Source organism: Streptomyces sp. (assembly GCF_035644915.1).
GTDB lineage: Bacteria > Actinomycetota > Actinomycetes > Streptomycetales > Streptomycetaceae > Streptomyces.
In genome coordinates, this window is sequence record NZ_DASQNP010000070.1 from 101,853 (window position 1) to 128,193 (window position 26,341).

General features: G+C 73.0%; 25 protein-coding genes. 17 read left to right on the forward strand and 8 right to left on the reverse strand.

Annotation, left to right across the window (positions count from 1 at the left end):
* The first annotated feature begins 382 nt into the window (after positions 1–382).
* The 7 genes from VE546_RS07450 (at position 383) to VE546_RS07480 (ending at position 7,813) form a co-directional block, all read left to right on the forward strand.
* Positions 383–1,093, forward strand: a complete 711-nt coding sequence (locus VE546_RS07450; RefSeq protein WP_414720421.1) for a transglycosylase SLT domain-containing protein — start codon at positions 383–385, stop codon at positions 1,091–1,093.
* A 212-nt stretch (positions 1,094–1,305) separates the two neighbouring features.
* Entirely contained in the window at positions 1,306–2,634 is a 1,329-nt protein-coding gene (locus VE546_RS07455) for an AI-2E family transporter (RefSeq protein WP_324919830.1), read from the forward strand.
* Between the two features lie 198 nt (positions 2,635–2,832).
* Positions 2,833–3,777, forward strand: a complete 945-nt coding sequence (locus VE546_RS07460; RefSeq protein WP_324919832.1) for an SPFH domain-containing protein — start codon at positions 2,833–2,835, stop codon at positions 3,775–3,777.
* Positions 3,774–4,073, forward strand: coding sequence for a hypothetical protein (locus VE546_RS07465; protein WP_324919834.1), 300 nt, complete (start codon positions 3,774–3,776; stop codon positions 4,071–4,073). Before VE546_RS07460 ends, VE546_RS07465 begins: the two co-directional genes overlap by 4 nt.
* A gap of 109 nt (positions 4,074–4,182) precedes the next feature.
* Positions 4,183–4,707, forward strand: a complete 525-nt coding sequence (locus tag VE546_RS07470) for a PadR family transcriptional regulator (protein ID WP_324919836.1) — start codon at positions 4,183–4,185, stop codon at positions 4,705–4,707.
* Positions 4,704–5,390, forward strand: a complete 687-nt coding sequence (locus tag VE546_RS07475) for an ABC transporter ATP-binding protein (RefSeq protein WP_324919838.1) — start codon at positions 4,704–4,706, stop codon at positions 5,388–5,390. Before VE546_RS07470 ends, VE546_RS07475 begins: the two co-directional genes overlap by 4 nt.
* Positions 5,387–7,813 (forward strand): ABC transporter permease, encoded by a 2,427-nt coding sequence (locus VE546_RS07480; protein ID WP_324919840.1) that lies wholly within the window; start codon positions 5,387–5,389, stop codon positions 7,811–7,813. The genes VE546_RS07475 and VE546_RS07480 overlap by 4 nt, the downstream gene beginning before the upstream one ends.
* A gap of 103 nt (positions 7,814–7,916) precedes the next feature.
* Here the strand turns inward: VE546_RS07480 and VE546_RS07485 are convergent, their stop codons facing one another.
* Complete coding sequence (locus VE546_RS07485) at positions 7,917–8,600, reverse strand: DUF1707 SHOCT-like domain-containing protein (protein ID WP_414720422.1); 684 nt, start codon at positions 8,598–8,600, stop codon at positions 7,917–7,919.
* A gap of 142 nt (positions 8,601–8,742) precedes the next feature.
* On the opposite strand from VE546_RS07485, the gene VE546_RS07490 reads away from it, so the two are divergent.
* The 5 genes from VE546_RS07490 (at position 8,743) to VE546_RS07510 (ending at position 15,699) form a co-directional block, all read left to right on the forward strand.
* Positions 8,743–10,449, forward strand: a complete 1,707-nt coding sequence (locus tag VE546_RS07490; protein ID WP_324919842.1) for a fumarate hydratase — start codon at positions 8,743–8,745, stop codon at positions 10,447–10,449.
* Positions 10,450–10,491: 42 nt separating this feature from the next.
* Entirely contained in the window at positions 10,492–11,910 is a 1,419-nt protein-coding gene (locus tag VE546_RS07495) for a class II fumarate hydratase (RefSeq protein ID WP_324919844.1), read from the forward strand.
* A gap of 104 nt (positions 11,911–12,014) precedes the next feature.
* The gene (fomD, locus tag VE546_RS07500; RefSeq protein WP_324919846.1) at positions 12,015–12,698 is read left to right on the forward strand and encodes a cytidylyl-2-hydroxypropylphosphonate hydrolase; all 684 of its coding nucleotides are present in this window, start codon (positions 12,015–12,017) and stop codon (positions 12,696–12,698) included.
* Positions 12,699–12,874: 176 nt separating this feature from the next.
* Positions 12,875–13,552: a class I SAM-dependent methyltransferase gene (locus VE546_RS07505; RefSeq protein WP_324919848.1), complete on the forward strand. Its 678-nt coding sequence runs from the start codon at positions 12,875–12,877 to the stop codon at positions 13,550–13,552.
* 56 nt (positions 13,553–13,608) lie between these two features.
* The gene (locus VE546_RS07510; protein ID WP_414720423.1) at positions 13,609–15,699 is read left to right on the forward strand and encodes a SpoIIE family protein phosphatase; all 2,091 of its coding nucleotides are present in this window, start codon (positions 13,609–13,611) and stop codon (positions 15,697–15,699) included.
* Positions 15,700–15,839: 140 nt separating this feature from the next.
* Here VE546_RS07510 and VE546_RS07515 read toward each other — a convergent pair whose 3' ends face one another.
* Entirely contained in the window at positions 15,840–16,376 is a 537-nt protein-coding gene (locus VE546_RS07515; protein WP_324919852.1) for an alkyl hydroperoxide reductase, read from the reverse strand.
* 11 nt (positions 16,377–16,387) lie between these two features.
* Complete coding sequence (locus VE546_RS07520; protein ID WP_324919854.1) at positions 16,388–16,942, reverse strand: peroxiredoxin; 555 nt, start codon at positions 16,940–16,942, stop codon at positions 16,388–16,390.
* 132 nt (positions 16,943–17,074) lie between these two features.
* On the opposite strand from VE546_RS07520, the gene VE546_RS07525 reads away from it, so the two are divergent.
* The gene (locus VE546_RS07525) at positions 17,075–18,070 is read left to right on the forward strand and encodes a LysR substrate-binding domain-containing protein (RefSeq protein WP_324919856.1); all 996 of its coding nucleotides are present in this window, start codon (positions 17,075–17,077) and stop codon (positions 18,068–18,070) included.
* Positions 18,071–18,336: 266 nt separating this feature from the next.
* Positions 18,337–18,696 carry a WhiB family transcriptional regulator gene (locus VE546_RS07530; protein ID WP_324919858.1) on the forward strand — a complete coding sequence of 120 codons (360 nt, stop codon included), beginning with the start codon at positions 18,337–18,339 and terminating at the stop codon, positions 18,694–18,696.
* Between the two features lie 122 nt (positions 18,697–18,818).
* Here the strand turns inward: VE546_RS07530 and glpX are convergent, their stop codons facing one another.
* Positions 18,819–19,853: a class II fructose-bisphosphatase gene (gene glpX, locus VE546_RS07535; RefSeq protein ID WP_324919860.1), complete on the reverse strand. Its 1,035-nt coding sequence runs from the start codon at positions 19,851–19,853 to the stop codon at positions 18,819–18,821.
* A gap of 236 nt (positions 19,854–20,089) precedes the next feature.
* Here glpX and VE546_RS07540 point away from each other — a divergent pair, with 236 nt between their 5' ends.
* Complete coding sequence (locus tag VE546_RS07540; protein WP_324919862.1) at positions 20,090–20,584, forward strand: DUF4245 domain-containing protein; 495 nt, start codon at positions 20,090–20,092, stop codon at positions 20,582–20,584.
* A gap of 177 nt (positions 20,585–20,761) precedes the next feature.
* Here VE546_RS07540 and VE546_RS07545 read toward each other — a convergent pair whose 3' ends face one another.
* Together VE546_RS07545 and xseA are read right to left on the reverse strand one after the other, a co-directional pair.
* Entirely contained in the window at positions 20,762–21,043 is a 282-nt protein-coding gene (locus VE546_RS07545) for an exodeoxyribonuclease VII small subunit (RefSeq protein ID WP_324919999.1), read from the reverse strand.
* A gap of 58 nt (positions 21,044–21,101) precedes the next feature.
* Positions 21,102–22,325: an exodeoxyribonuclease VII large subunit gene (gene xseA / locus VE546_RS07550; RefSeq protein ID WP_324919864.1), complete on the reverse strand. Its 1,224-nt coding sequence runs from the start codon at positions 22,323–22,325 to the stop codon at positions 21,102–21,104.
* 138 nt (positions 22,326–22,463) lie between these two features.
* Between xseA and VE546_RS07555 the strand changes: the two genes are divergently transcribed.
* A complete protein-coding gene (locus tag VE546_RS07555) occupies positions 22,464–23,447 on the forward strand; it encodes a 4-hydroxy-3-methylbut-2-enyl diphosphate reductase (protein WP_324919866.1) in 984 nt (327 codons plus the stop codon).
* Here the strand turns inward: VE546_RS07555 and VE546_RS07560 are convergent.
* A complete protein-coding gene (locus VE546_RS07560; protein WP_324919868.1) occupies positions 23,444–24,115 on the reverse strand; it encodes a DUF6542 domain-containing protein in 672 nt (223 codons plus the stop codon). The genes VE546_RS07555 and VE546_RS07560 overlap by 4 nt on opposite strands.
* A gap of 137 nt (positions 24,116–24,252) precedes the next feature.
* Here VE546_RS07560 and ychF point away from each other — a divergent pair, with 137 nt between their 5' ends.
* The gene (gene ychF, locus VE546_RS07565; protein WP_324919870.1) at positions 24,253–25,341 is read left to right on the forward strand and encodes a redox-regulated ATPase YchF; all 1,089 of its coding nucleotides are present in this window, start codon (positions 24,253–24,255) and stop codon (positions 25,339–25,341) included.
* A gap of 109 nt (positions 25,342–25,450) precedes the next feature.
* Here ychF and VE546_RS07570 read toward each other — a convergent pair whose 3' ends face one another.
* Positions 25,451–26,032, reverse strand: a complete 582-nt coding sequence (locus tag VE546_RS07570) for a Uma2 family endonuclease (RefSeq protein WP_324919872.1) — start codon at positions 26,030–26,032, stop codon at positions 25,451–25,453.
* Between the last annotated feature and the right edge of the window lie 309 nt (positions 26,033–26,341).

Consider the following 26,341-nt stretch of genomic DNA (forward strand, 5'->3'; position numbering starts at 1 on the left):
TGGGCGACGGACCCCGTGCGGCAAAACCCAGCAGCGTAGCCGTACGGGGCCCGTCGCGCGTCGTTTTCCGAGTAATCCGAGCACCGAACGCGGTGTGAGCTTTCCCACGTGTCACGGAATTGCATCTGCCGTTTCGTTTCCGGCAGTGTGTGGTTCCTGTCAGGCCCCGCATACGGCACACACGCACCATCCGCACCACCCGGTGCGGCCCCACAAGTCAACAGCAGCGCGCCGTATGCCGCCCGAAGCACCACGCGGGCTCTCCCGGGAGGAGAGACCCCAGCCGGGCCAGAGCCTCCCGTGGCCAGCACGAGGGAGGCCCGTGCCAGGGGCACGATTGCGCCCGCGAGGTCACCTGGCGGGCAGTGTGGAAGGAAACCGTGTGACTCGGATCTCGGTCCGGGGATTCGCCGTGGCATCCGCCACCGCGGTCACCACCGTCGGCGCCGTCGTCGGTGTGGCCGCGGGAAGTGAGCAGGGCACGACCGAACCGGTCGAGGCCACTGCGGCGGACGCGACGCTCCTCGCAGACATACCCGTCGGCCAGCAGGCCCAGGTACAGACCGCTTCCCTCACACAGCAGGCGGACAACGCCGCCATCGCCGCGGACGCGGCAGCGAAGAAGGCAGCCGAGGAAGCCGCCCGCAAGCAGGCCGCCAAGGACGCGGAGGCCAAGAGGGAAGCGGCGGAGAAGGCGGCCAAGGCGGCCAAGGCGGCGGAGGAGGCCAAGAAGCGCGAGCAGGCGCAGCAGGCCGCCAGCCGCTCGGCGGAGCGCACCGACTTCGCGGTGCAGAGCTCCTACACGATCGCCGAGGTCAAGGCGATGGCCCAGCAGATCGTGGGCGCCGGCCAGTTCCAGTGCTTCTCCAACATCGTCGAGCGTGAGAGCGGCTGGAACTACCAGGCCCAGAACCCGTCCTCGGGCGCGTACGGCCTCGTCCAGGCGCTGCCCGGCTCGAAGATGGCCTCGGCCGGGGCCGACTGGCGGACCAACCCCGCCACCCAGATCAAGTGGGGCCTGAACTACATGAACGAGCGCTACGGCAGCCCCTGCGGCGCCTGGGAGTTCTGGCAGGCCAACCACTGGTACTGACACCGGCCCGCGGACCCCGCGAGCCGTGCCGCTCCGGCACCTCGAACCCCCTGCCCGCCGGGCAGGGGGTTTAGCGTGCCTGATGGGAAGCAACCCTTTACCCCGGTAACGTCGTCCCAGGACGGGACGGCCGGTACGGCGCACGCCGGACCGGACGGGGCCGGGCCGCACCGGACCGGTCCTACAAGGACACAGGGGGCGAAGGAAGCGGCATGTCGAAACTTCAGAGGCTGAGGGTTGGTGTGTCGCGCCTCGCCGACCGGCTGACCGAGACCCGGGCGCGCGCCGAGAAGGCGGACGACGACCTGCCACCCCCCGTACCGGCCGGAGTCGACGCCCGGCACCCGGGCCGCTCGTCCGCCGTACCGCCCGGGCCGCCCCCGCCCGCGTACATGGTGCCGTGGGGAATCCGGGTGGCGGCCGAGGCGGGATGGCGGCTGCTGATCCTGGCCGGGGTCATCTACGTCCTGATCAAGGTGATCAGCGCCGTCAGCCTGCTCGTGCTGGCCTTCACCGTCGGTCTGCTGTTCACCGCGCTGCTCCAGCCGACGGTCGCCCGGCTGCGGCGGCTGGGCATAGGGCGCGGCCTGGCGACCATGATCACCTTCATCACCGGGGTGGCGGCGCTGGGCCTGGTCGGCTGGTTCGTGGTCTGGCAGGTGATGGAGAACCTCGACGACCTCACCAAGCAGGTCCAGGGCGGCATCGAGGAGTTGAAGACCTGGCTGCTCAACAGCCCCTTCCACGTCACCGAGGGCCAGATCAACAACATCGCCGACAGCCTGAACGAGTGGCTCGGCAGCAACAGTCAGGAGATCACCAGCGCGGGACTGCAGGGCGTGACCGTCGTCCTGGAGTTCCTCTCCGGTGCGCTGCTGGCGGCGTTCGTCACCATCTTCCTGCTCTACGACGGGCGGAACGTGTGGAACTGGACGCTCAACTTCGTGCCCCGGGTCGCGCGCGCCGGCGTCGCGGGCGCCGGTCCCAGGGCGTGGACGACGCTCACCCGCTATGTGCGCGGCACGGTGATCGTGGCCTTCATCGACGGCTTCTTCATCGGCATCGGGCTCTACTTCCTGGACGTCCCGATGGCCGTGCCGCTGGCCGTCTTCATCTTCCTCTTCTCCTTCATCCCGATCGTCGGTGCGGTGGCCTCCGGCGCGCTGGCGGTCATCGTCGCGTTCGTGGCCAACGGCGTGGTCACCGCGCTGCTGGTCCTCGCGGTGGTCCTGGCCGTGCAGCAGTTGGAGGGGCACGTGCTCCAGCCGCTCATCCTCGGCCGGCTGGTACGGGTGCACCCCCTGGGCGTGGTGCTGGCGGTGACCGGCGGCAGCCTCATCGCGGGCATCCCCGGCGCGGTGACGGCCGTGCCGCTGGTGGCGGTGCTCAAGTCCGTGGTCATCTCCCTGCGGAGGTACGCGGCGGAGAACGCGCTGCACGGCGGGGTCACCCCCCACGGCGCCACCGCTGCGGCGGCCGCGCCGCCACAGGAACCGAAGGCTCCGAAGGCCGGGGGTTCCGCGGACCTCCCGGAGCGGTAGCCGGAGCAGCGGAGCGCGTTCCCGGACCCTCGGGCCCCGCCGTGCGGCGGGGCCCGAGGTGTTCGGCGCGCCTTCCGCGGGCGTCCGCCGGGCCCGGCCGGTCCGGTACGGCGGGGCAGGTCTTCCGGTGGTGCCCTCCGCCGGGTTAAAGTGCTATCACTTTGCTAGAAAAACGATCCATGGAAACGGGGGACTGCCATGTCCGCTGCCGCCGCACAGACCGTCGGAGACCTTCCCGAGATGCCCGCGCCGCGGGTGCGCGAGATACCCGCGCACTCCGTCTCCGGCGGGCTCGCCCTGCTGCTGGGCCTGCTGGGGCTGCTGGCCGGGGCCGGCGGCGTCGTCGCCGGGGCGCGGCTCGCCTCCGGGGAGTCGGGGGGAGTGGGGGCGGCGCTGATCGTCACCGGGGTGCTGCTGGTGATCGGCTCGGTCTTCGCGATGGCCGGGCTCAACATGGTCGAGCCGGGCGAGGCCCGGGTCGTCCAGCTCTTCGGGCGCTACACCGGCACCGTCCGCAAGGACGGACTGCGCTGGGTCAACCCGCTGACCACCCGTAAGAAGATCTCCACGCGGGTGCGCAACCACGAGACGGCCGTGCTCAAGGTCAACGACGCCTACGGCAACCCGGTCGAACTGGCGGCCGTCGTCGTCTGGCAGGTGGAGGACACCGCGCAGGCCACCTTCGAGGTGGACGACTTCGTGGAGTTCGTCTCCACGCAGACCGAGGCCGCCGTGCGGCACATCGCCATCGAGTACCCCTACGACGCCCACGACGAGGACGGCCTGTCGCTGCGCGGCAACGCCGAGGAGATCACCGAGAAGCTGGCCGCCGAGCTGACCGCCCGGGTGCGGGCGGCGGGCGTGCGGATCATCGAGTCGCGCTTCACGCACCTGGCGTACGCCCCCGAGATCGCCGCCGCGATGCTCCAGCGCCAGCAGGCCGGCGCGGTGGTCGCGGCCCGCCGGACGATCGTGGACGGCGCCTGCGGCATGGTGGAGGACGCCGTCGCCCGGATCGCCGCGCAGGACTTCGTCGAACTGGACGAGGAGCGCAAGGCCGCCATGGTGAGCAACCTGCTGGTCGTGCTCTGCGGCGACCGCTCCCCGCAGCCGGTCCTCAACGCGGGATCGCTCTACCAGTGACCACGCCACCGAAGGGCGAGGGCCCCGGACGGGACGTCCCCGGCGAGGACGTCCCCGCCGGGGACGGGCCCGGGCAGGAGCCGCGGCAGCGGCGCCGGCGCGAGCGCAAGCAGGTGCTGCTGCGGCTGGACCCCGCCGTCCACGACGCGCTCGCGAAGTGGGCCGCGGACGAGCTGCGCAGCACCAACGCGCAGATCGACTACCTGCTGCGCAGGGCCCTGACCCAGGCCGGCCGCATGCCCGGGGACGCCCGCCCCCATCCCCGCCGGGGCCGCCCGCCGCGCACGGAGGACTGACCGCCGCGCGGCGGGCCGCCGCCGCTCCGGAGGCGGGCCGGAACGCCGGAGAAGAGCCGTACACCGCGTGTATACGTCGCGTGTATACACGTGGTGTACAGTCCTCGGCATGTCCATCGGCCACACCCTGCTCGGACTCCTGGAGACCGGGCCCCGCCACGGTTACGACCTCAAGCGCGCCTTCGACGAACGCTTCGGCCACGACCGCCCGCTGCACTACGGGCAGGTCTACTCGACCATGTCCAGGCTGTTGAAGAACGGCCTGGTGGAGGTGGAGGGCATCGAGCCCGGGGAAGGCCCCGAGCGCAAGCGCTACGCCATCACCGACGCCGGGATCACCGACGTCGCCGCCTGGCTGGGCCGCCCCGAGAAGCCCGAGCCGTACCTCCAGTCCACCCTCTACACCAAGGTGGTCCTCGCGCTGCTGACCGGCCGCGACGCGGCGGAGCTGCTGGACGTCCAGCGCTCCGAGCACCTGCGGCTGATGCGCGAGCTGACCCGGCGCAAGAAGGGCGGCGACCTCGCCGACCAGCTCATCTGCGACCACGCCCTGTTCCACCTCGAAGCCGACCTGCGCTGGCTGGAGCTGACCGCCGCGCGCCTGGACCAACTCGCCCGGGAGGTGCGCGGATGACCACCGCCGACCTGCTGCTGACCGCCAGGGACCTGCGCAAGTCCTACGGCCCCACCCCCGCCCTGGACGGCGCGGACTTCTCCGCCCGCCCCGGCGAGGTCGTCGCCGTGATGGGCCCCTCCGGCTCGGGCAAGTCCACCCTGCTGCACTGCCTGGCCGGGATCGTCCGGCCCGACTCCGGCACGGTCCACTACCGCGGCCGCGAGCTGTCCGCGATGCCGGACGCCGAGCGCAGCGCCCTGCGCCGCTCCGAGTTCGGCTTCGTCTTCCAGTTCGGCCAGCTCGTGCCCGAACTGACCTGCGTGGAGAACGTCGCCCTGCCGCTGCGGCTGACCGGCACGGCCCGCAAGGAGGCCGAGGCCCGGGCCACCGAGTGGCTGGAGCGGCTGGAGGTCCACGACGTGCGCCACCACCGGCCCGGCCAGGTCTCCGGCGGGCAGGGCCAGCGCGTCGCCGTCGCCCGTGCCCTGGTCACCGAGCCGCGCGTGATCTTCGCCGACGAGCCCACCGGCGCACTGGACTCCCTCAACGGCGAGCGGGTGATGCAGCTCCTCACCGACGCCGCCCGGGACACCGGCGCCGCCGTGGTGCTGGTCACCCACGAGGCCCGGGTCGCCGCCTACTCCGACCGCGAGATCGTCGTCCGCGACGGCAGGGTGCGGGACATGGCGGGAGCGGCATGAGCGCCCTGGACTCCAGGCGGCCACCGGCCCCGGACCGGACGCCGCCCCCGCCGTCCGCACCGTCCCCGCAGCCCGCCGGACCGGCCCGCTGGGCCGCCGACCTGGTGCTGGGGGCCCGCTTCGCGCTCGCCGGAGGACGCGAGGGCTGGGCGCGCACCGTGCTCACGGCGGTCGGCGTCGGCCTCGGCGTCGCCGTGCTGCTGGTCGCCACCTCCGTGCCGAACATGCTCGGCGCCCGTGAGGCCCGGGCCGAGGCCCGGGAGAACTACGGCATCTCCGAGGAGGTGAAGCCCTCCGACCGCAGCGCGCTCTACCTCCACGCCGACACCGAGTACCGCGGCGAGAACGTCCGCGGCCGGTACCTCCAGCCCGACGGCGACCGCCCGCCGCTGCCCCCGGGCGTGGAGAAGTTGCCCGGTCCCGGTGAGATGGTCGTCTCGCCCGCCCTCGCGGACCTGCTCTCCTCCCCGGAGGGCGCCCTGCTCGGGGAGCGGCTGCCCGGCCGGATCACGGGCACCATCGGCGACGAGGGACTGCTCGATCCGGGGGAACTCGCCTATGTGGCGGGCAGCGACGCCCTCGACGAGACGGACAGGGCCTACCGCATCGACCGCTTCGACCAGGTGGGCGAACCGGAGCCGCTGGACGCCGTACTGCTGCTGCTGGTGGTGGTCGTCTGCGTGGTGCTGCTGTTCCCGGTCGGGGTGTTCATCGCCACCGCCGTCCGCTTCGGCGGCGAGCGCCGCGACCGCAGGCTCGCCGCGCTGCGGCTGGTCGGCGCCGACGCCCGGATGGTCCGGCGCATCGCCGCCGGCGAGTCGGCGGTCGGCGCGCTCCTCGGGCTCGCCGCGGGCGTCGCGCTGTTCCTGCCGGCGCGTCAGCTCGTCGGCATGGTCGAGGTGTTCGACATCGCCGTCTTCCCGGCGGACGTACGGCCCAGCGCCCCGCTGGCCGCGCTGATCCTGCTGGCCGTGCCCGTCTCCGCCGTGGTCGTCACCCTGCTCGCGCTGCGCGGGGTCGCCATCGAGCCGCTGGGCGTCGTGCGAAACGCCGGGGTCCGCCGGCGCCGGCTGTGGTGGCGCCTGGTGCCGCCCGCGCTCGGCCTGCTGCTCCTGCTGCCGCTGGTCGGCGGGATCGACCCCGACCAGTCCTCGATCGACGCCTACCGCATCGCCACGGGCGTGGTGCTGCTGCTGGCCGGCGTCACGGCACTGCTGCCCTGGCTGGTCGAGGCGGTGGTGCGCCGGATGCGCGGCGGTCCGCTGCTGCCCCTCCAGCTCGCCGTCCGCCGCCTCCAGCTCGACAGCGGTCCGGCCGCCCGCGCGGTCAGCGGCATCGCCGTCGCGGTCGCCGGCGCCATCGCCGTCCAGATGCTGTTCAGCGGTACGGGCGCGATGTACACCGAGGAGACGGGCCAGGACCCGGGCCGCGCCCAGGTGCGCGTCATGGCCGAGGCCCGCGACGGCGACGACGTCCGCGAGCTGACCGGACGGCTCGCCGCCACCCCGGGCGTGCGCCGGGCGCTGGGGATGGCCGTCGGCTACGCCCCGCCGATCGGCGCGCACCCGGACGCCTCCCACACCCCGATCACCGTGGCCGACTGCGCCACCCTGGAGGAGCTGGCCCGGCTCGGCCCCTGCGCGGACGGGGACGTCTTCCTGGTGCCGGCCGGGGAGGGCGAGGACAGTCCCGGCGCCCGCCGCGGCGCGTCGCTCAACCTCAACCCCCCGCGGTACACCGACCCGGCCCAGAACGAGCCCGTGCAGGTGGGCGACCCCGTCCCGTGGACCGTCCCCCGCGACGCCCGTACGGTGCCGTCCCGGCCGGACCCCATGGGACAGCGGGTCGGGGGCGTCCTCGCCACCCCGGGCGCGATCGACGTCTCCCGGATGCCGGAACCCAAGGCCGAGATCCTGCTGCGGATCGACCCCGCGGTGCCCGACGCGGTGGAGCACGTCCGCAACACCGCGGAGGCCGGTACCCCCTGGGTCCAGGTGATGGAGCTGCGGAGCAGGGACCGCGCCAAGGAGTTCGTCACCATCCAGCGCGCCCTGTACGCCGGTGCCGCCGGGGTGCTGCTGCTGATCGGCGCCAGCATGGTCGTCTCGACGCTGGAGCAGCTCCGCGAGCGCAGGCGGCTGCTGTCGGTGCTGGTCGCCTTCGGCACCCGGCGCTCCACGCTGAGCTGGTCGGTGCTGTGGCAGACCGCGCTGCCCGTGCTCCTCGGGCTGGCGCTGGCGGTCGCCGGCGGGATCGGGCTGGGAGCCGTCCTGATGGCGATGGTCTCCACGCCGGTCGCGGTCGACTGGGCGAGCCTGGGGATCATGACGGGCATCGGCGGCGCCGTGATCCTGCTGGTGACCGGCCTCAGCCTGCCGCCGCTGTGGCGGATGATGCGCCCGGACGGGCTGCGCACGGAGTGACCGCCCGTGCGCCGGGACCGGCCGCCGGGCCCGCCGCGCGCCGCCGCCCGTACGGCCCGCCCCGGGCCGTACGGGCGGCGCGTACGGCGCTCCCCACGGGGAGTCAGCGGCGCAGGTCCCGCAGGCGCTTGCCGCGCCTGGGCTTGGCCTCGACCCCGCCGAAGACCGCCGCGCCGCGCACCACGATCACCGGCGCGTCCGGATCCGCGGACTCCAGGGACCGCACGTCGTAGCCGCCCATGATGCCGGTGCCGCTGCCGCGCAGGGTCACGTTCTCCGGGACCTTGATCTCGACGCCGCCGAAGACCGCCGTGGCGTTGATGACGATCTCCCGCTGCTCGAACAGGGCCTCGGACAGGTCGATCTCGACCCCGCCGAAGAGGGCGAAGGCGTTGATCCTGCCTCCCACGCGCCAGCGGCCCTTGCGGGAGGCGCCGCTGAAGATCGCCACCAGGTTCTCGCCGCCGCCCGCGCCGCACGGGGAGCGCGGGACGGCGGTGTGCGGGGCCGCCCCGGGGGCGGGCCGGGGAGTCTCCTGCCGGCCCGCGGGCAGGTCGCGGACCAGCGGCGTCAGTTCGCCGATCGTCTTGGCCCGGTACACCGCGTCGATCCGCTCGGCGTGCTCCTCGGTGTCCAGCCGTCCCTCCGCGAGCGCCTCGCGCAGGATCTCCGCGATCCGGTCGCGGTCGGCGTCCGACGCGCGCACGTCCGCCTCGGCCACGGGCCGGATGGGCTGTTCCGCGGGGTGTTTCCGCAGGGAGGTCTTGTCGTCCACGCTGTCGTCCACGCACTCAGACTAGCGAACGCGATACATCGCGACTAGGGGGTGAGGGGAAGCGGCGACCGCCGGGTGAGCCCGACCTCACACCTCCGCCGCCCGCGCGGAGTCTTACCCTGTGAGACGCCGTCATCGAGAGGAAGAGACGTCCATGCCTGCTGGTTCCAGCCCGGCCCCCGCCGCCGGCTCCCGTCCGGCCGCCCCGGAGTTCGCCTACACGGACCTGCTCCCCCTGGGCGAGGACACCACCCCGTACCGCCTGGTCACCTCCGAGGGCGTGAGCACCTTCGAGGCCGGCGGGCGGACCTTCCTGAAGGTCGAGCCGGAGGCGCTGCGCACGCTCGCCGCCGAGGCGATGCGCGACATCTCGCACTTCCTGCGCCCCGCGCACCTGGCCCAGCTCCGCCGCATCCTGGACGACCCCGAGGCGTCCCCCAACGACCGCTTCGTGGCGCTGGACCTGCTGAAGAACGCCAACATCGCCGCCGCCGGGGTGCTCCCGATGTGCCAGGACACCGGCACCGCGATCGTGATGGGCAAGCGCGGCCAGAACGTGCTGACGGCCGGGCGCGACGAGGAGGCCCTCTCGCGCGGCATCCACGACGCGTACACCAAGCTCAACCTGCGCTACTCCCAGATGGCCCCGCTGACCATGTGGGAGGAGAAGAACACCGGCACCAACCTCCCGGCGCAGATCGAGCTGTACGCCACCGACGGCGACGCCTACAAGTTCCTGTTCATGGCCAAGGGCGGCGGCAGCGCCAACAAGTCCTTCCTCTACCAGGAGACCAAGGCCGTCCTGAACGAGGCGTCCATGATGCGCTTCCTGGAGGAGAAGATCCGCTCGCTGGGCACGGCGGCCTGCCCGCCGTACCACCTGGCGATCGTCGTCGGCGGCACCTCGGCCGAGTACGCGCTCAAGACCGCCAAGTACGCCTCCGCGCACTACCTGGACTCCCTGCCCACCTCCGGCTCCCCGACCGGCCACGGCTTCCGCGACCTGGAGCTGGAGGAGAAGGTCTTCGAGCTGACCCAGAAGCTGGGCATCGGCGCCCAGTTCGGCGGCAAGTACTTCTGCCACGACGTGCGCGTGGTGCGGCTGCCCCGCCACGGCGCGTCCTGCCCGGTGGCCATCGCCGTCTCCTGCTCCGCCGACCGCCAGGCGCTGGCGAAGATCACGGCCGAGGGCGTCTTCCTGGAGCAGTTGGAGACCGACCCGGCGCGCTTCCTGCCCGACACCACGGACGCCGAGCTGGACGCGGACGTGGTGCGGATCGACCTCAACCGCCCGATGGACGAGATCCGCGCCGAGCTGTCCAAGTACCCGGTCAAGACCCGCCTGTCGCTGAGCGGCCCGCTGGTCGTCGCCCGCGACATCGCCCACGCCAAGATCAAGGAGCGGCTGGACGCGGGCGAGGAGATGCCGCGGTACCTGCGCGACCACGCCGTGTACTACGCGGGCCCGGCCAAGACCCCCGAGGGCTACGCGTCCGGCTCCTTCGGCCCCACGACCGCGGGCCGGATGGACGCCTACGTCGAGCAGTTCCAGGCGGCCGGCGGCTCCTTCGTCATGCTGGCCAAGGGCAACCGCTCCCGGCAGGTCACCGAGGCGTGCAGGAAGCACGGCGGTTTCTACCTCGGCTCGATCGGCGGCCCGGCCGCCCGCCTCGCCCAGGACTGCATCAAGAAGGTCGAGGTCCTGGAGTACGAGGAACTGGGCATGGAGGCCGTCTGGAAGATCGAGGTGGAGGACTTCCCGGCGTTCATCGTCGTCGACGACAAGGGCAACGACTTCTTCACCGACCCCGGTCCGGCCAAGCCCTTCGTCACCTCCATCCCGGTCCGCTCCGCCGACTGACGGCACGGGTCCCGCCGGCCGGCCGGGAAGTAGATTCGTCCCATGACCGGGACGAGCGAGGAACACCAGGACGACAGGCAGGACTACAGGATCGAACGCGACTCCATGGGCGAGGTGCGGGTGCCGGCGCACGCCAGATGGCGGGCGCAGACCCAGCGCGCCGTGGAGAACTTCCCGATCTCGGGCCAGCGCCTGGAGCGCGCGCACATCCAGGCGCTGGCCCGGATCAAGGAGGCGGCCGCCAGGGTCAACGCCGACCTCGGCGTCCTGGAGACGGACATGGCCCGGGCCATCGCCGAGGCCGCCGCCGAGGTCGCCGAGGGGCGCTGGGACGACCACTTCCCGGTGGACGTCTTCCAGACCGGCTCCGGCACCTCCTCCAACATGAACATGAACGAGGTCGTCGCCACCCTCGCCGCCGAGCGGCTGGGCGCGCCGGTGCACCCCAACGACCACGTCAACGCCAGCCAGTCCTCCAACGACGTCTTCCCCTCCTCCATCCACATCGCGGCGACCGCGGCCGTCACCGGGGACCTGATCCCGGCGCTGGAGCACCTGGCGGGCGCGCTGGAGCGCAAGGCGGAGGAGTTCGCCGAGGTCGTCAAGTCCGGCCGCACCCACCTGATGGACGCCACGCCCGTCACGCTCGGCCAGGAGTTCGGCGGCTACGCGGCGCAGGTGCGGTACGGCGTGGAGCGGCTGCGCGCCTGCCTGCCGCGCCTGGCCGAGCTGCCGCTGGGCGGCACGGCGGTGGGCACCGGCATCAACACCCCGCCCGGCTTCTCGGCGGCGGTGATCGCGGAGGTGGCCCGCACCACGGGGCTGCCGCTGACCGAGGCCCGCGACCACTTCGAGGCGCAGGGGGCCCGGGACGGCCTGGTGGAGACCTCCGGCCAGCTCCGCACGATCGCCGTCGGCCTGACCAAGATCGCCAATGATCTGCGCTGGATGGCCTCCGGCCCGCGCACCGGCCTGGCCGAGATCCGCCTGCCGGACCTCCAGCCCGGCTCCTCGATCATGCCCGGCAAGGTCAACCCGGTGATCCCCGAGGCGGTCCTGATGGTGGCCGCCCAGGTCATGGGCAACGACACCACGGTCGCGGTGGCCGGGGCGTCCGGCAACTTCGAGCTGAACGTGATGCTCCCGGTGATCGCCAGGAACCTGCTGGAGTCGATCCGGCTGCTGGCGAACGCCTCCCGCCTGCTGGCCGACCGCACGGTCACGGGCATCGAGGCGAACGTCGAGCGCGCCCGCGAGTACGCGGAGTCCTCGCCCTCCGTGGTGACCCCGCTGAACAGGTACATCGGCTACGAGGAGGCCGCGAAGGTCGCCAAGCGGTCCCTGGCCGAGCGCAAGACGATCCGCGAGGTGGTCCTGGAGTCGGGCTACGTCGAGCGCGGCCTGATCACGCCGGAGCAGCTCGACGAGGCCCTGGACGTGCTGCGCATGACCCGCCCCTGAGGCCCGTGGCGCCCGCCCGGCCCGTCCCCGCCGCCCTCCCGCGGCGGGGACGGGCTGTGGCGTGGATCGCGGAACGTTCCGCCGGCCGCGACTAGGATCCGTGCATGACAGCGCAAACGGAGGACAACACGGACACGGCGGGCGGCACCCGCTGGAGAGTCGGCGAGCACATCCTGTGGCGCTACCGGGCCAACGGGAGCGATCACCTCCACATCTGCCGGCCCATGACCGTCGTCCGCGACACCCCGGAGCTGCTCGCCGTGTGGATGGCTCCCGGAACCGCTTGCGTCAAGCCGCAGCTCGCCGACGGCACGCCCGTGCACCGCGAACCGCTCGCCACCCGCTACACCAAGCCGCGCAGGACCGTCCGGTCGCGGTGGTTCGGCACCGGGGTGCTGAAGCTGGCGCGGGCCGGCGAGCCCTGGTCGGTGTGGCTGTTCTGGGAGCCCGGCTGGCGGTTCAAGAACTGGTACGTGAACCTGGAGGAGCCGCTGCGCCGCTGGGCGGGCGGCGTGGACTCCGAGGACCACTTCCTGGACATCGTCGTCCACCCCGACCGCACCTGGGAGTGGCGGGACGAGGACGAGTTCGCCCAGGCGCAGCGCGCCGGCCTGATGGACGCCGCCCAGGCCGAGCGGGTGCGGGCCGCGGGGCGCCGGGCCGTGGAGGTGATCCGCGCGTGGGGCAGCCCCTTCCGCGACGGGTGGGAGGACTGGCGGCCCGACCCCGCCTGGCCCGTGCCCCGGCTGCCGCTGGACTGGGACCGCGAACCGGCCCGGATCGGTTGAAAGGACTGGTGGGGGCGCCCCTGCTTCTCGCATGATGGCGACGGACATTCCGCAACCCCTTGCTGTGCCCCCGGACGGCGACCGTAGGATCGACCCGGACTGCCGGACAGCCCACCCGCACGAACTCCTGGGCCCCACAAGGGACTTGGCGCACGGCCGCGAGAGGAGCCCCAGACGTGAGCAACACGGACGGTCATCGGACGTACGCGGGCTACGACCGGACGGCGATCGACCGCACCGGGCAGGCCGAGGCCTTCGACGCCATCGGGGACCGCTACGACGAAGCCTTCCCCCACAAGGAGGGGCAGCTCGCCGCCGGTGCCTGGCTGGCGGAGCAGCTCCCCGCCGGGTCGCGGATACTGGACGTCGGGTGCGGCACCGGGGTCCCCACGGCCCGCCAGCTCACCGAGGCCGGTCACCGGGTCGTCGGCATCGACCTGTCCCCGGGCATGGTCAAGCTCAGCCGGGACAACGTCCCCGGCGCCGAGTTCCACCGGATGGACCTCGCCGACCTGGAGAGCCGCGGCCTGGGGCCCTTCGACGGCGTCGCCGCCTTCTTCGCCCTGCTGATGCTGCCCCGCGGGGAGATCCCCGTCGCCCTGCGCACGCTGCACGGCCAGTTGCGGCCCGGCGGGCTGCTGGCCCTGGGCATGGTCGAGGCGGACGTGGACGACTTCGCTATCCCGTTCCTGGGGAATACGATCCGGGTATCCGGCTATCTACGGGACGAACTGCGCCAGGTGGTGCGCGACGCGGGCTTCGAGATCGCCGGGGAGGAGTCGTTCGCCTACGCACCGGCCAGTACGGACGTCTCCCCCGAGATCCAGCTCTTCCTGCACTGCCGACGCCCCTAGCCCCCAAGCGCTGGGCACGCCCGATGCGCGGCCCCGGACGGATGGAAACCCAACGCGTGACGGAGTATCCGACCCCCCAGCAGTCCGCTGCCCGGCCGACGGGCGGCGGCGCCCGCACGGCCACGCCCGTGGCGGGCCACGCCGACGCCGCGCGCGCCGCGCTTCCCGAGCCCCGCGACGACCGGCGCGCGTCCGAGCGCACGGCCACCGCGTCCCAGGACGCCCCCCACAGCATCCCCGCCCAGCCTCCCGATCCGGCGGCGTCCCCGCCCGCGCCGGAGACGGGCCACACCCGGCCCGCCGGCGGTGACGAGGAACACGCGAGCCGCCTCAGGCCCGGCGCGCCGGACAGACCGGGCCGGGGCACCGCGCCCGGCGCGGTCGAGCACCCGACCGGGGACGAGCGGGCCGAGCGGGAGCGGCGCGGGGGCGACCGGCTGCGCTTCGTGGGCGCCGCCACCCGCCGGATCGCCCGGGGCGTGGACCTGGACGAGACCGTGCTCGGACTGTGCCGGGCCACCGTGCCCGCGTTCGCCGACGCGATCCTGGTCTACCTGCGCGATCCGCTGCCGGTGGGGGACGAGCGGCCCACCGGCCCCGCCCTGCTGCGGCTGCGGCGCACCGACCGGCTGCCGGACTACGCCGCCCCGGCCCCCGCCGACCAGGACGGGTCCGACACCGGTGAGTTCCCGCTGCCCCTGCTCGCCGTCCCGCCGGAGGGGGCCGGCAGCGGCGCGTCGGAGCTGATCGAGGTGCGCGGCGGCGGTCCGCTGGCCGAGGTGCTGCGCGGGGTGCGGCCGGTCTTCGGCGACGCGCCCACCGCCCGCGAGGCCCTGCCCGAGCTCCTCGGTCCCGGGCGCGACGTCCCGGCCGGGCGCCGGGCGATCCTCGCCCCGCTGCGCGGCCGCCGCCGGGTGATCGGCGCGGCCGTGTTCCTGCGCCGCCCGGACCGGGCCGCCTTCGAGTCCGACGACCTGCTGGTCGCCGCGCAGCTCGCCACGCACACCGCGCTGGGCGTGGACAAGGCGGTGCTCTACGGCCGCGAGGCGTACATCGCCGACGAGCTGCAGCGCACCATGCTCCCCGACGAGCTGCCCCAGCCCACCGGGGTGACGCTGGCCAGCCGCTACCTCCCGGCGGCCGAGACCGCCCGCGTCGGCGGCGACTGGTACGACGCCATACCGCTGCCCGGCGGCCGGGTGGCGCTGGTCGTCGGGGACGTCATGGGCCACTCCATGACCTCCGCGGCGATCATGGGCCAGCTCCGCACCACCGCGCAGACCCTGGCCGGTCTGGACCTGCCGCCGCAGGAGGTGCTGCACCACCTCGACGAGCAGGCCCAGCGCCTCGGCAGCGACCGCATGGCGACCTGCCTGTACGCCGTCTACGACCCGGTCGCGCACCGGATCGTGGTGGCCAACGCCGGGCACCCGCCGCCGGTGATGCTCCACCGCGACGGCCGGGCGGAGGTGCTGCGCATCCCGGCGGGCGCGCCCATCGGGGTGGGCGGCGTGGACTTCGAGGCGGTGGAGCTGGACGCCCCGGCGGGCGCGACGCTGCTGCTCTACACCGACGGCCTGGTGGAGTCCCGGCACCGCGACGTGTGGACCGGGATCGAGCACCTGCGCGAGAAGCTCACCGAGACGGCCGGGCTGACCCGCCCCGACACCCCGCCGCCGCTGGAGCCGCTCTGCGACGAGGTGCTGGACATCCTGGGGCCGGGCGACCGGGACGACGACATCGCGCTGCTGGCGGCCCGCTTCGACGGGATTCCGCCGAGCGACGTGGCGTACTGGTACCTCGACCCGCGCGCCCAGACCGCGCGCCAGGCCCGCCGCCTGGCGCGGCGCGCCCTGGAGCGCTGGGGTCTGGAGGAGCTGACGGACTCCGTCGAGCTGCTGGTCAGCGAGGTGGTGACCAACGCCGTCCGCTACGCCGAGCGGCCCATCACGCTGCGGCTGCTCCGTACCGACGTGCTGCGCTGCGAGGTCGGGGACGACGTGCCGCAGCTCCCGCGGCTGCGGCAGGCCCGGGCCACGGACGAGGGCGGCCGGGGCCTGTACCTGGTCAACCGGCTCGCCCGGCGCTGGGGCGCGACCCGGCTGAGCACCGGCAAGGTGGTGTGGTTCGAGATCCCGCTGCCGTGACGTGACCGGACGCAGCGGGCCGGACCGCCGCGGACCGGACGCCGCGGAGGAGGGACGGACCGGAACGGACCGGACGGCCCCGCACCCAGGGGGGTGCGGGGCCGTCCGCCTCCGCGTGCGGCGCGGGGCGCCGGGCCGTGTCAGACGCCGGCCAGCGTGGCCTCGGCGTCCAGCACCGTGCCGACGGCCTGGATGACGGCGGCGATCTTGAACGCCTCCTGGATCGTCTCGCGGTCCACCCCGGCCTTGCGCAGCACCTGCTCGTGGGAGTCCAGGCACTGCCCGCAGCCGTTGACGGCGGAGACGGCCAGCGACCACAGCTCGAAGTCGGTCTTGTCCACGCCCGGGTTGCCGATGACGTTCATCCGCAGACCCGCGCGCAGGTTGCCGTACTCCGGGTCCGACAGCAGGTGCCGGGTGCGGTAGAAGACGTTGTTCATCGCCATGATGGCGGCGGCCGCCTTGGCCGCGGTGTACGCCTCGGGGGAGAGGTTGGCCTTCGCCTCCGGCTCCAGCTCGGCCAGCACCTTCGGCGAGCGCGAGGCGATCGCGCAGGCCAGCACCGTGCCCCACAGCTGCTGCTGGGGCAGGTCGGAGTTGCCTATCACGGAGCCGAGGTTGAGCTTGAGGTCCTTGGCGTAGTCGGGCAGGGCCGACTTCAGGTCGTCCAGAGCCATGGGTCGGATCCTCACTCGCCGGCGAGCAGCTTGACCGGGTCGAGGGTCTCCTCGCCCTTGGTCCAGTTGCAGGGGCACAGCTCGTCGGTCTGCAGGGCGTCCAGCACCCGCAGGACCTCCTTGGGGTTACGGCCGACGGAGCCGGCGGTCACCATGGTGAACTGGATCTCGTTGTTCTGGTCGACGATGAAGACCGCACGCTGGGCGTAGCCGTCCTCGCCCTCGACGCCGCAGGCCCGCATCAGCTCGTGCTTGGGGTCGGCCAGCATCGGGAAGGGCAGGTCGCGCAGGTCGGGGTGGTCCTTGCGCCAGGCGTGGTGCACGAACTCCGAGTCACCCGAGACACCGAGGATCTGGGCGTCGCGGTCGGCGAACTCGTCGTTCAGCTTGCCGAAGGCGGCGATCTCGGTCGGGCAGACGAAGGTGAAGTCCTTCGGCCAGAAGAACACGACCTTCCACTTGCCCTCGTAGGTCTTGTGGTTGATCTGCGTGAACGCCTTCTCGGCGTCCAGGTCCACGCAGGCGGTCAGGTCGAACTCGGGGAACTTGTCACCGACAGTGAGCACACGCTCTCCTTGTTGCGCGGAAATGCCCCTGGGTGGGGTTTTCCTGAGGGTTGGACGTGATCCACACTGCCATAGCCAACATTGATCACAGAAATAGCTAGAATCACTGGCGTTGATCGGAGGTGGTTATCGGTGACCCCGTCGGCCCGCAGGCCGCGGCGGCAGTCCCATCGGGCCGGGCGGGCCCGTCAGCCCAGCCTGTCCCAGCTCAGAGCGTTCGCGGCCGTGGCGGAGCATCTGCACTTCCGGGAGGCAGCCGCGGAGATCGGCATGAGCCAGCCCGCCCTCTCGGGCGCCGTCGCGGCGCTGGAGGACTCGCTGGGAATTCAGCTTTTGGAGCGTACGACGCGCAGAGTACTGCTCTCCCCTGCGGGTGAACGGCTGGCCGTCCGGGCCCGCACGGTCCTGGACGCGGTGGGCGAGCTGATGGAGGAGGCCGAGGCGGTGCGGGCGCCCTTCACGGGCGTCCTGCGGCTCGGTGTGATCCCGACCTGCGCGCCGTACCTGTTGCCGACGGTGCTGCGACTCGTTCACGATCGCTATCCCGAACTCGACCTCCAGGTGCACGAGGAGCAGACCGCCTCGCTGCTCGACGGACTCCTGGACGGGCGGCTCGACCTGCTGATGCTCGCGGTGCCGCCGGGCGCGCCGGAGCGGGCGGACGCCGACGGCGTGGTGACGGTGCCGCTGTTCGACGAGGACTTCGTGCTGGTGACGCCCCGCCACCACGAGCTGGCCGGCCGGGACGGGGTGCCGCGCGAGGCGCTGCGCGAGCTGGACCTGCTCCTTCTGGACGAGGGCCACTGCCTGCGCCAACAGGCCCTGGACGTCTGCCGGGAGGTCGGGCGGTCCGAGGGCGTGTCGGCCACCACGAGCGCCGCCGGGCTCTCCACGTTGGTCCAGCTCGTGGCGGGCGGGCTGGGCGTGACGCTGCTGCCGCGCACCTCGCTGCACGTGGAGACGGAGCGGAACGAGCTGCTGGCGACCGCCCGCTTCGCCGACCCGGCGCCCTCGCGGCGGATCGGCCTGGCGATGCGGGCGGGCGCGGCCCGGCGGCACGAGTTCGAGACGCTCGCCAAGGATTTGCGGGAGGCAATGCGTCCGCTTCCGGTGCGGATCGTGGCCTGACGGCCCGGCGGCGGGGCGCCGCCCCGCTGGTCGCACCGCGCTCACGCTGCGCACACCGTGCCGTGCGCCCTGCCGTGCGCCGCCGGCGGCGGCGGGGACGGGGGCTGCCGGTGATACGCCACCGTATGCATAAGCGCGCGCACAGTGGGTAGGCCGCATGCATCGTCTCTCGTACGGCCGCAGCGCGAACTGCCGTGCGCAGCAAGGCGGAACAGGGTGACTCAATCGACAGATCGAACAGCCGTAGCCGTCGTCAGGAGTAGACCGTGCTGCCAACGCCGCATCAGTCTCTGCAGGCCGCCGCCGTCCCCGTCCAGCGCACGTCCTCGCGGGAGCAAGCCGGACCGTGGCACTCCGAGGCGGTCTGCCGCAGGGACGAGGCCGGGTTGTTCTTCGCGCCCTCCAAGGAGCCCACTGCCGCCCGTCTTTCCCGGGAACAGGCGGCCAAACGGGTCTGCGCGCGCTGCCCGGTGCTCATCGAGTGCCGTGAGCACGCGCTGCTCCAGCCCGAACCCTACGGCGTGTGGGGCGGGCTGACGGCGGCCGAGCGCAGGGTGATGCTCGCCCGTCGCCGCCGCCGCGACACCGACCTGGGCCAGTCCGCGCAGGTGTCCCGCATCGCCTGACCGGACCGGCCGCCTGACCGGACCGGCCGTCCCCGGCCGACCCGGTCACCGGGCCGTGCCGGTGCGCACGCCCGTCGCGGCGCCCCGCGAGGCGGCGGGCCCGCGGCCCGCCGCCGGGGCGGTCAGCGGGCCCGGTCGAAGTCGATGGCGCTGTAGGCGCGCAGCTTCGACAGCTTGTGGGTGGAGTCGATCAGCCGGATCGTGCCGGACTTCGACCGCATCACCAGCGACTGGGTGGTGGCGGTCTCCGCGCGGTAGCGCACCCCCCGCAGCAGCTCGCCGTCGGTGATGCCGGTGGCGACGAAGAACACGTTGTCGCCGCTGACCAGGTCGTCGGTGGTCAGGATCCGGTCCAGGTCGTGGCCGGCGTCGAGGGCCTTCTGCCGTTCCGCGTCGTCCTTCGGCCACAGCCTGCCCTGGATGACGCCGCCCAGGCACTTGATCGCGCAGGCGGCGATGATGCCCTCCGGCGTGCCGCCGATGCCCAGCAGCAGGTCGACGCCCGTGCCCTCCCGCGCGGCCATGATCGCGCCCGCCACGTCGCCGTCCGAGATGAACTTGATCCGGGCGCCCGACTCCCGGATCTCCTTCACGATGCCCTCGTGGCGGGGCCGGTCGAGGATCACCACGGTGACGTCCTCGGGGGCGCCGCCCTTGGCCTTGGCCACCCGGCGGATGTTGACCGAGGGCGGGGCCGTGATGTCGACGAACTCGGCCGCTTCGGGGCCGGTGACCAGCTTGTCCATGTAGAACACGGCGCTCGGGTCGAACATCGAGCCGCGCTCGGCCACGGCCAGCACCGACACCGCGTTGGCCATGCCCTTGGCGGTCAGCGTCGTGCCGTCCACCGGGTCCACGGCCACGTCGCACTCCGGGCCGGTCCCGTCGCCCACGCGCTCGCCGTTGTAGAGCATCGGGGCCTCGTCCTTCTCCCCCTCGCCGATGACGACGACGCCGTTCATCGAGACGGTGGAGATCAGGGTGCGCATGGCCTTGACGGCGGCGCCGTCCACGCCGTTCTTGTCGCCGCGGCCGACCCAGCGGCCCGACGCCATGGCGCCGGCCTCGGTCACCCGGACGAGTTCGAGGGCGAGGTTGCGGTCGGGGGCCTCGGGGCTCACTTCGAGCTGGGAGGGGAGGTGGTGGTGATCGGTCATCGTGACGCACCTTTCTGCACGTCTGTACGGCGTCCGAACGCGACGGCCGAAGCTTGAGGGTGCCTTCGACCCTAACCGGGATGACGACAAAGTGAGCAGGGTGCCCCACGGATGAGCGCTTCGGGGCGCTTCGAGGGGCGGCGGAGGCGTGACGGGGGGTGGTGGCCCGGACGGGGGCGGGCATGGGGGACGATGGAGACGTGGAAAGAAAGCGCGGCAGCCAGACAGCGCGGGACATGACACTGTCGATGCTGGTGATCCTCCTCGGCGCCGGCTTGGTGTACCTGTTCATCCCGCACGACGACTCCCTGGACCCGGTCCGCCCGATCAGCTACGACATGGAGCTGGTCACGGCCCGGCGCGCGGCGCCGTACCCGGTGGCCGCACCGGTGGGTCTGCCCGGGACCTGGCGCGCGACCTCGGTGGAGTACGAGGCGCGAAGCGACCACGGAGCCGCCTGGCACCTGGGCTTCATGGACCCGGAGAACGAGTACGCGGCCGTCGAGCAGAGCGACGGCAGGCCCGCGCCGTTCATCGACGAGGTCACCCACGGGGCGGAGCCGACCGGGCGCACCCAGACGATCGACGGCAGGAAGTGGACCCGCTACGAGGGGCCCAAGTACGACGCGCTGGTGCTGGAGGAGAAGGCGGTGACCACGGTGGTCACCGGCACGGCACCGTTCGACAGCCTCGCACGGCTGGCCGCCTCGCTGGAGGCCCGGAAGGGCTGACCCGGCCGGGAAGGGCACGGCCCGGGGGCGTGGCTCCGGCCCTGCCTGCGCCGACCGCGGCCGGCGCCCTGCCGGCCGCCACCGGTCCCCGCGTCCGGGCGGGTGGCTCACACGCGCGCCCCGGTTCCGGCGGGGAGGGCCGGCCGTTCGGCGACCGCCTCCGCCGCGCGGCCCCCGCTACGCGTCCTCCTCCTCGCCCTCCTCGGCCTCTTCTTCCTCTTCGCCCTCCCCGGTGTCCCCGGCTTCCCCGGCGGCGTCCTCCGCCAGCACCGCGTCCAGCCGGGCCCGGGCCCCCTCCAGCCGGCGGCGGCAGACCGCCGCCAGCTCCTCGCCGCGCTCCCACAGGGCGAGCGACTCCTCCAGGGTGGAGCCGCCCGCCTCCAGGCGCCGGACCACGGCGATCAGTTCGTCGCGCGCCTGCTCGTAGCCCATCTCCCCGATCGGCGGCGGGGTGCTCATGTCTGTCATGCGGCCCAGCCTAGGGCCGGGATGCGACACCCCGGCCGCCTCACCGGCCTCACCCGTCCTCGCCGCCGCGCCGCGCGACGACCGTCAGCCCGCCCTCGGCGACGCGGGCGCGCAGCTCCTCGCCGTCCGCCACCTCCCGCGCCGCCCGCACCACGGTCCCGTCGGCCCGCTGGAGCACCGCGTAACCACGCCTGAGCGTCGCCGCGGGCGACAGCGCGACGACCCGGGCGACGGTGTGCTCCAGCTCCGTCGCGGCCCGGTCCAGCAGGTGCCCGAACGTCCGGCGGCTCCGGTCGAGCAGCGCCTCGACCTGCTCCTCGCGCTCCTCCACCATCGTGTACGGCCGGGCCATCACCGGGCGGCTCATCGTGTCCGCCAGGCCGCGCTCCTGCCGCTCCAGCATCCCGCCGAACGCCCGCCGCGCCCGCTCGCGGAGCTGCTCCACCCGCAGCAGCTCCTCGCGGACGTCCGGGACGACGTCCTTGGCCGCGTGCGTCGGGGTGCGGGAGCGCAGGTCGGCGACCAGGTCCAGCAGGGGGGTGTCCGGCTCGTGCCCGATGGCCGAGACCACCGGCGTGACGCAGTCGGCCACCGTCCGCACCAACTGCTCGTCGGAGAAGGGCAGCAGGTCCTCCACGCTGCCGCCACCCCGGGCCACGATGATCACGTCCACGGCCGGGTCGGCGTCCAGCTCCTTGACCGCCTGGATCACCTGCGGCACCGCGTGCACGCCCTGCACGGCCACGTTGCGCACGGCGAAGCGGACGGCGGGCCAGCGCTGCCGGGCCGTCTCCAGCACGTCCCGCTCGGCGGCGGAGGCCCGGCCGGTGACCAGGCCGACCAGCCGGGGCAGGAAGGGCAGCGGCTTCTTCCGCTCGGCCGCGAACAGGCCCTCGGCGGCCAGGGACTTCTTGAGCTGCTCCAGGCGGGCGAGCAGTTCGCCGACCCCGACCAGCCGGATCTCCGCCACCCGCAGGGAGAGCTGGCCGCGCGGCGCGTACCACTCGGGCTTGCCGTGCACCACCACCCGGGCCCCCTCGCCCACCATGTCCGCGACCTTGTCGAAGACGGCGCGGTAGCAGGTCACGGTCAGGGAGACGTCGTACGAGGGATCGCGCAGGGTCAGGAACACCACCCCCGCGCCGGGGCGCCGGGAGAGCTGGGTGATCTGCCCCTCCACCCAGACGGCGCCGAGCCGGTCGATCCACCCGCCGATCAGCCGCGACACCTCACCGACGGGAACCGGCGCCTCGGGCGACGTGTTGAGAGCCATGCCAGGAGGCTAGCCGCCCGTGCCGACACCCCGCAGGCACCGGCCCGGCCGGGAGCCCGTTCCCGTCCCTTTCCCCATCCCCGTCGTGTCCGTCGCACCGGCCCCGGGGCCCGCCGCGCCGGCCCGTACGATGGGCCCATGACTGCTACGACCGCACGCCGGGTGCTCCTCGCCGCTCCCCGCGGCTACTGCGCGGGGGTCGACCGCGCCGTGATCGCCGTCGAGAAGGCCCTGGAGCAGTACGGCGCGCCGATCTACGTGCGCAAGGAGATCGTCCACAACAAGTACGTCGTGGAGACCCTGCGCAAGAAGGGCGCGATCTTCGTCGACGAGACCGAGGAGGTGCCCGAGGGCTCCATCGTGATCTTCTCCGCGCACGGTGTCGCCCCGGTCGTCCACGAGGAGGCCGAGCAGCGCAAGCTCGCGACCATCGACGCGACCTGCCCGCTGGTGACCAAGGTCCACAAGGAGGCCGTCCGGTTCGCCAGGGAGGACTACGACATCCTCCTGATCGGCCACGAGGGCCACGAGGAGGTCATCGGCACCAGCGGCGAGGCGCCCGACCACATCCAGCTCGTCGACGGCCCCGAGGACGTGGAGAACGTCCGGGTGCGCGACCCCGAGAAGGTCGTCTGGCTCTCCCAGACCACGCTCTCGGTCGACGAGACGATGGAGACGGTGGACGCGCTCAAGCGGCGGTTCCCCAAACTGGTCAGCCCGCCGAGCGACGACATCTGCTACGCCACGCAGAACCGGCAGACCGCGGTCAAGCAGGTCGCCGCCGAGGCGGACCTCGTCATCGTCGTCGGCTCGAAGAACTCCTCCAACTCCGTCCGCCTGGTCGAGGTGGCGCTCGGCGCGGGCGCCAAGGCCGGGCACCTGGTCGACAACGCCTCCGAGATCGACGAGGCGTGGCTGGAGGGCGTCACCACGGTGGGCGTCACCTCGGGCGCCTCGGTGCCGGACGTGCTGGTCCAGGGCGTTCTGGAGTGGCTCGCGGAGCGCGGCTTCGACGACGTGGAGGTCGTCCAGCCGATGGAGGAGAAGCTGACCTTCTCCCTGCCCAAGGAGCTGCGCCGGGACCTGCGCGCCGAGGCGGCGCGGAAGGTCGCCGCCGGCTAGGCCCGGTCGGCGGACCGGCCGGACCTGAGGAGCCTGGCGGACCTGAGGAGCCTGGCGGGTCCGAGGAACCGGCCGGACCCGCCGGACCTGGCGAGCCTCCTGGTGCCCCGGGCCCGTCCGGGGCCGAGGTTGACGCGGGCGACGACGACCAGTACGGCGGCCAGCGTGCCGCCGTACACCCACCCGGCGTTGACGGCCAGCGCGGTCGCCAGGTCCACCAGCCACCCGGTGAATCCGTCGGAGTCGCCGCCGAGGAACAGCAGCCCGGCGGTGAAGGCGATCGGCGCCGTGATCGGCGCGGCGGCCAGGTCCGCCGGCCTCACCCACAGCGCGCACACCGCGCTGACCAGGACGAAGCAGATCCCGTACACGGCGGTGCGGCCGTCCAATAGCAGCGCGTCCAGCCCGCCGACCGCCGTCATCGACCCTCCGGCCAGCAGCCCGCAGCCCAGCCCGGTGAGCCGCGCGCCCGGCGGCCAGGTGCGCCGGGCGGGCCCGGCCCGTCCCGCCGCCCCGGCGTCCGCGCGCGGCCGGCCTCCCGCGCTCCGCTCCCGTCCGGTCCGCTCCCGTCCGGCCCGCCGCTCACCGGGCCGGGCGCCGGCGGGAGGGGGCTGCGCCGCACGGCGTGGCCGAGGGTCGCGTTCGATGTGCGCACTGTGTTGCTCCACCGCACCAACGTAGGACGCCGACCGGCCCGGAGCCGGGCACGGACACGCCCGGGCCGCCCATTGGGTGCCCGTAGACTGGGGGATCGGCCCCACCCGGGGCGTCCCACCCAGATCCTCTCGCTACGGGAAGTCGCCACGTGTCGCTCACGATCGGAATCGTCGGCCTGCCCAATGTCGGCAAGTCGACCCTGTTCAACGCCCTGACCAAGAACGACGTCCTGGCGGCCAACTACCCGTTCGCCACCATCGAGCCCAACATCGGCGTCGTCGGCGTCCCCGACGCGCGGCTGGCCAGGCTCGCCGAGATCTTCGACTCGGAGCGCATCGTCCCGGCGACCGTGGACTTCGTCGACATCGCGGGCATCGTGCGCGGCGCGAGCGAGGGCGAGGGGCTGGGCAACAAGTTCCTGGCGAACATCCGCGAGTCGGACGCGATCTGCCAGGTCATCCGGGCCTTCAAGGACGAGAACGTCGTCCACGTCGACGGCAAGGTCTCGCCGAAGGACGACATCGAGACGATCAACACCGAGCTGATCCTCGCCGACCTCCAGACCATCGAGAAGGTCCTGCCCCGGCTCCAGAAGGAGGCCCGGGTCAAGAAGGACGTCCAGCCCAAGGTGAAGGCCGTCGAGGAGGCCAAGGCCCTCCTGGACGAGGGCCGCACCCTGTTCTCCGTGGGCATCGCCCAGGGCACCGAGCGGGCCGCGCTCCTGCACGACCTGCACCTGCTCACCACCAAGCCCTTCCTGTACGTCTTCAACGTGGACGAGGAGGAGCTGACCGACGAGTCCTTCAAGGAGGAGCAGCGCGCGCTGGTCGCCCCGGCCGAGGCGATCTTCCTCAACGCCAAGCTGGAGTCCGACCTCGCCGAGCTGGACGAGGCCGACGCCCTCGAACTCCTCCAGTCCGTCGGCCAGGACGAGCCGGGCCTGGCCACCCTCGCCCGCGTCGGCTTCGACACGCTCGGCCTGCAGACCTACCTCACGGCGGGCCCGAAGGAGGCCCGCGCCTGGACGATCAAGAAGGGCGCCACGGCCCCGGAGGCGGCCGGTGTGATCCACACCGACTTCCAGAAGGGCTTCATCAAGGCCGAGGTCATCTCCTTCGAGGACCTGGTCGAGGCGGGCTCGGTCGCCGAGGCCCGCGCCCGGGGCAAGGCCCGCATGGAGGGCAAGGACTACGTGATGCAGGACGGCGACGTGGTGGAGTTCCGCTTCAACGTGTAGCCGCTCCGTTGCCCAGGGCTGGGGAACGCGTCAGGTTCGCAGGTCTGAGGGGTCGAGCCGGCCGGAGCTCGACCCCTTCGCCGATCCTGTGCCGGCTTGGCGCTCACTCTCAGCGGCGGGGGTCCGGAACGAGCTTGTCCAGGTCGAGGGAGATCTCGAAGGGCACCGGTCGCCGGAGCGCGCCGCGGAAGATGCCGGCGGGGGCGTAGGCGCCGGTCGGCTCGTCCAGTTCGTATGCGTGGACCACGGGGGCGCCTTTTTCGTCCTCGACGCACCAGTAGTGCGGGATGCCCGCCTCCGCGTACTTGCGGAGCTTCACCGTGCGGTCCCGGTGGGCGGACTCGGGAGAGACGACCTCGATCACGAGCCGTACTTCGTCCGGTTGGAAGCACGTGCGGTCGGGGTCGTAGGGGGCGGTCGTCAGGAGGATGTCCGGCTCGGGGCGGTTGCGGGCGTCGAGCCGGATGGTCATCTCCCGCTCGACCTCGAAGCCCTCCGGTGCTTGTGCCATGAGGGTGGTGGTCAAAGCGGTGACGAGGCGGCCGTGCCAGGACCGCTGCGGCGACATCATGAAGACGAGGGCTCCGTCGATGAGTTCGGTGTGGCGGGGCGCCTCGGGGAGGCGGTCCAGATCCTCCGCGAACCAGCCTTCCTCGCGTGGCGGGCGCATCCAGTCGGGAAGTGCGGTCATGGCTCAACCGTAGCGACTCGACGGGGCCCGGATCACGGGGACGTCAACGGCGTGATCGTCCTGTCCGGGGACCGACGCGTCAGGTCTGCCACCGGTGCCGATCCTGTGCCGCCTTGGCTCTCTCAGGAGCATGTTTCCGCAGGTCGCAGTGGTGTGTTGAATGTTCCGCCGCAATGCCTGACGGAGCGTGACCATCTCCGGTCCCTGCGGCCCACAACAGGAGGGGACGAAACCCGCGCTGAGCAGCGCTTCATCACATCGGGTGAAACCGTGGCCGATTATTGCGGCTTGTAACGTTCTGTTGCCAAG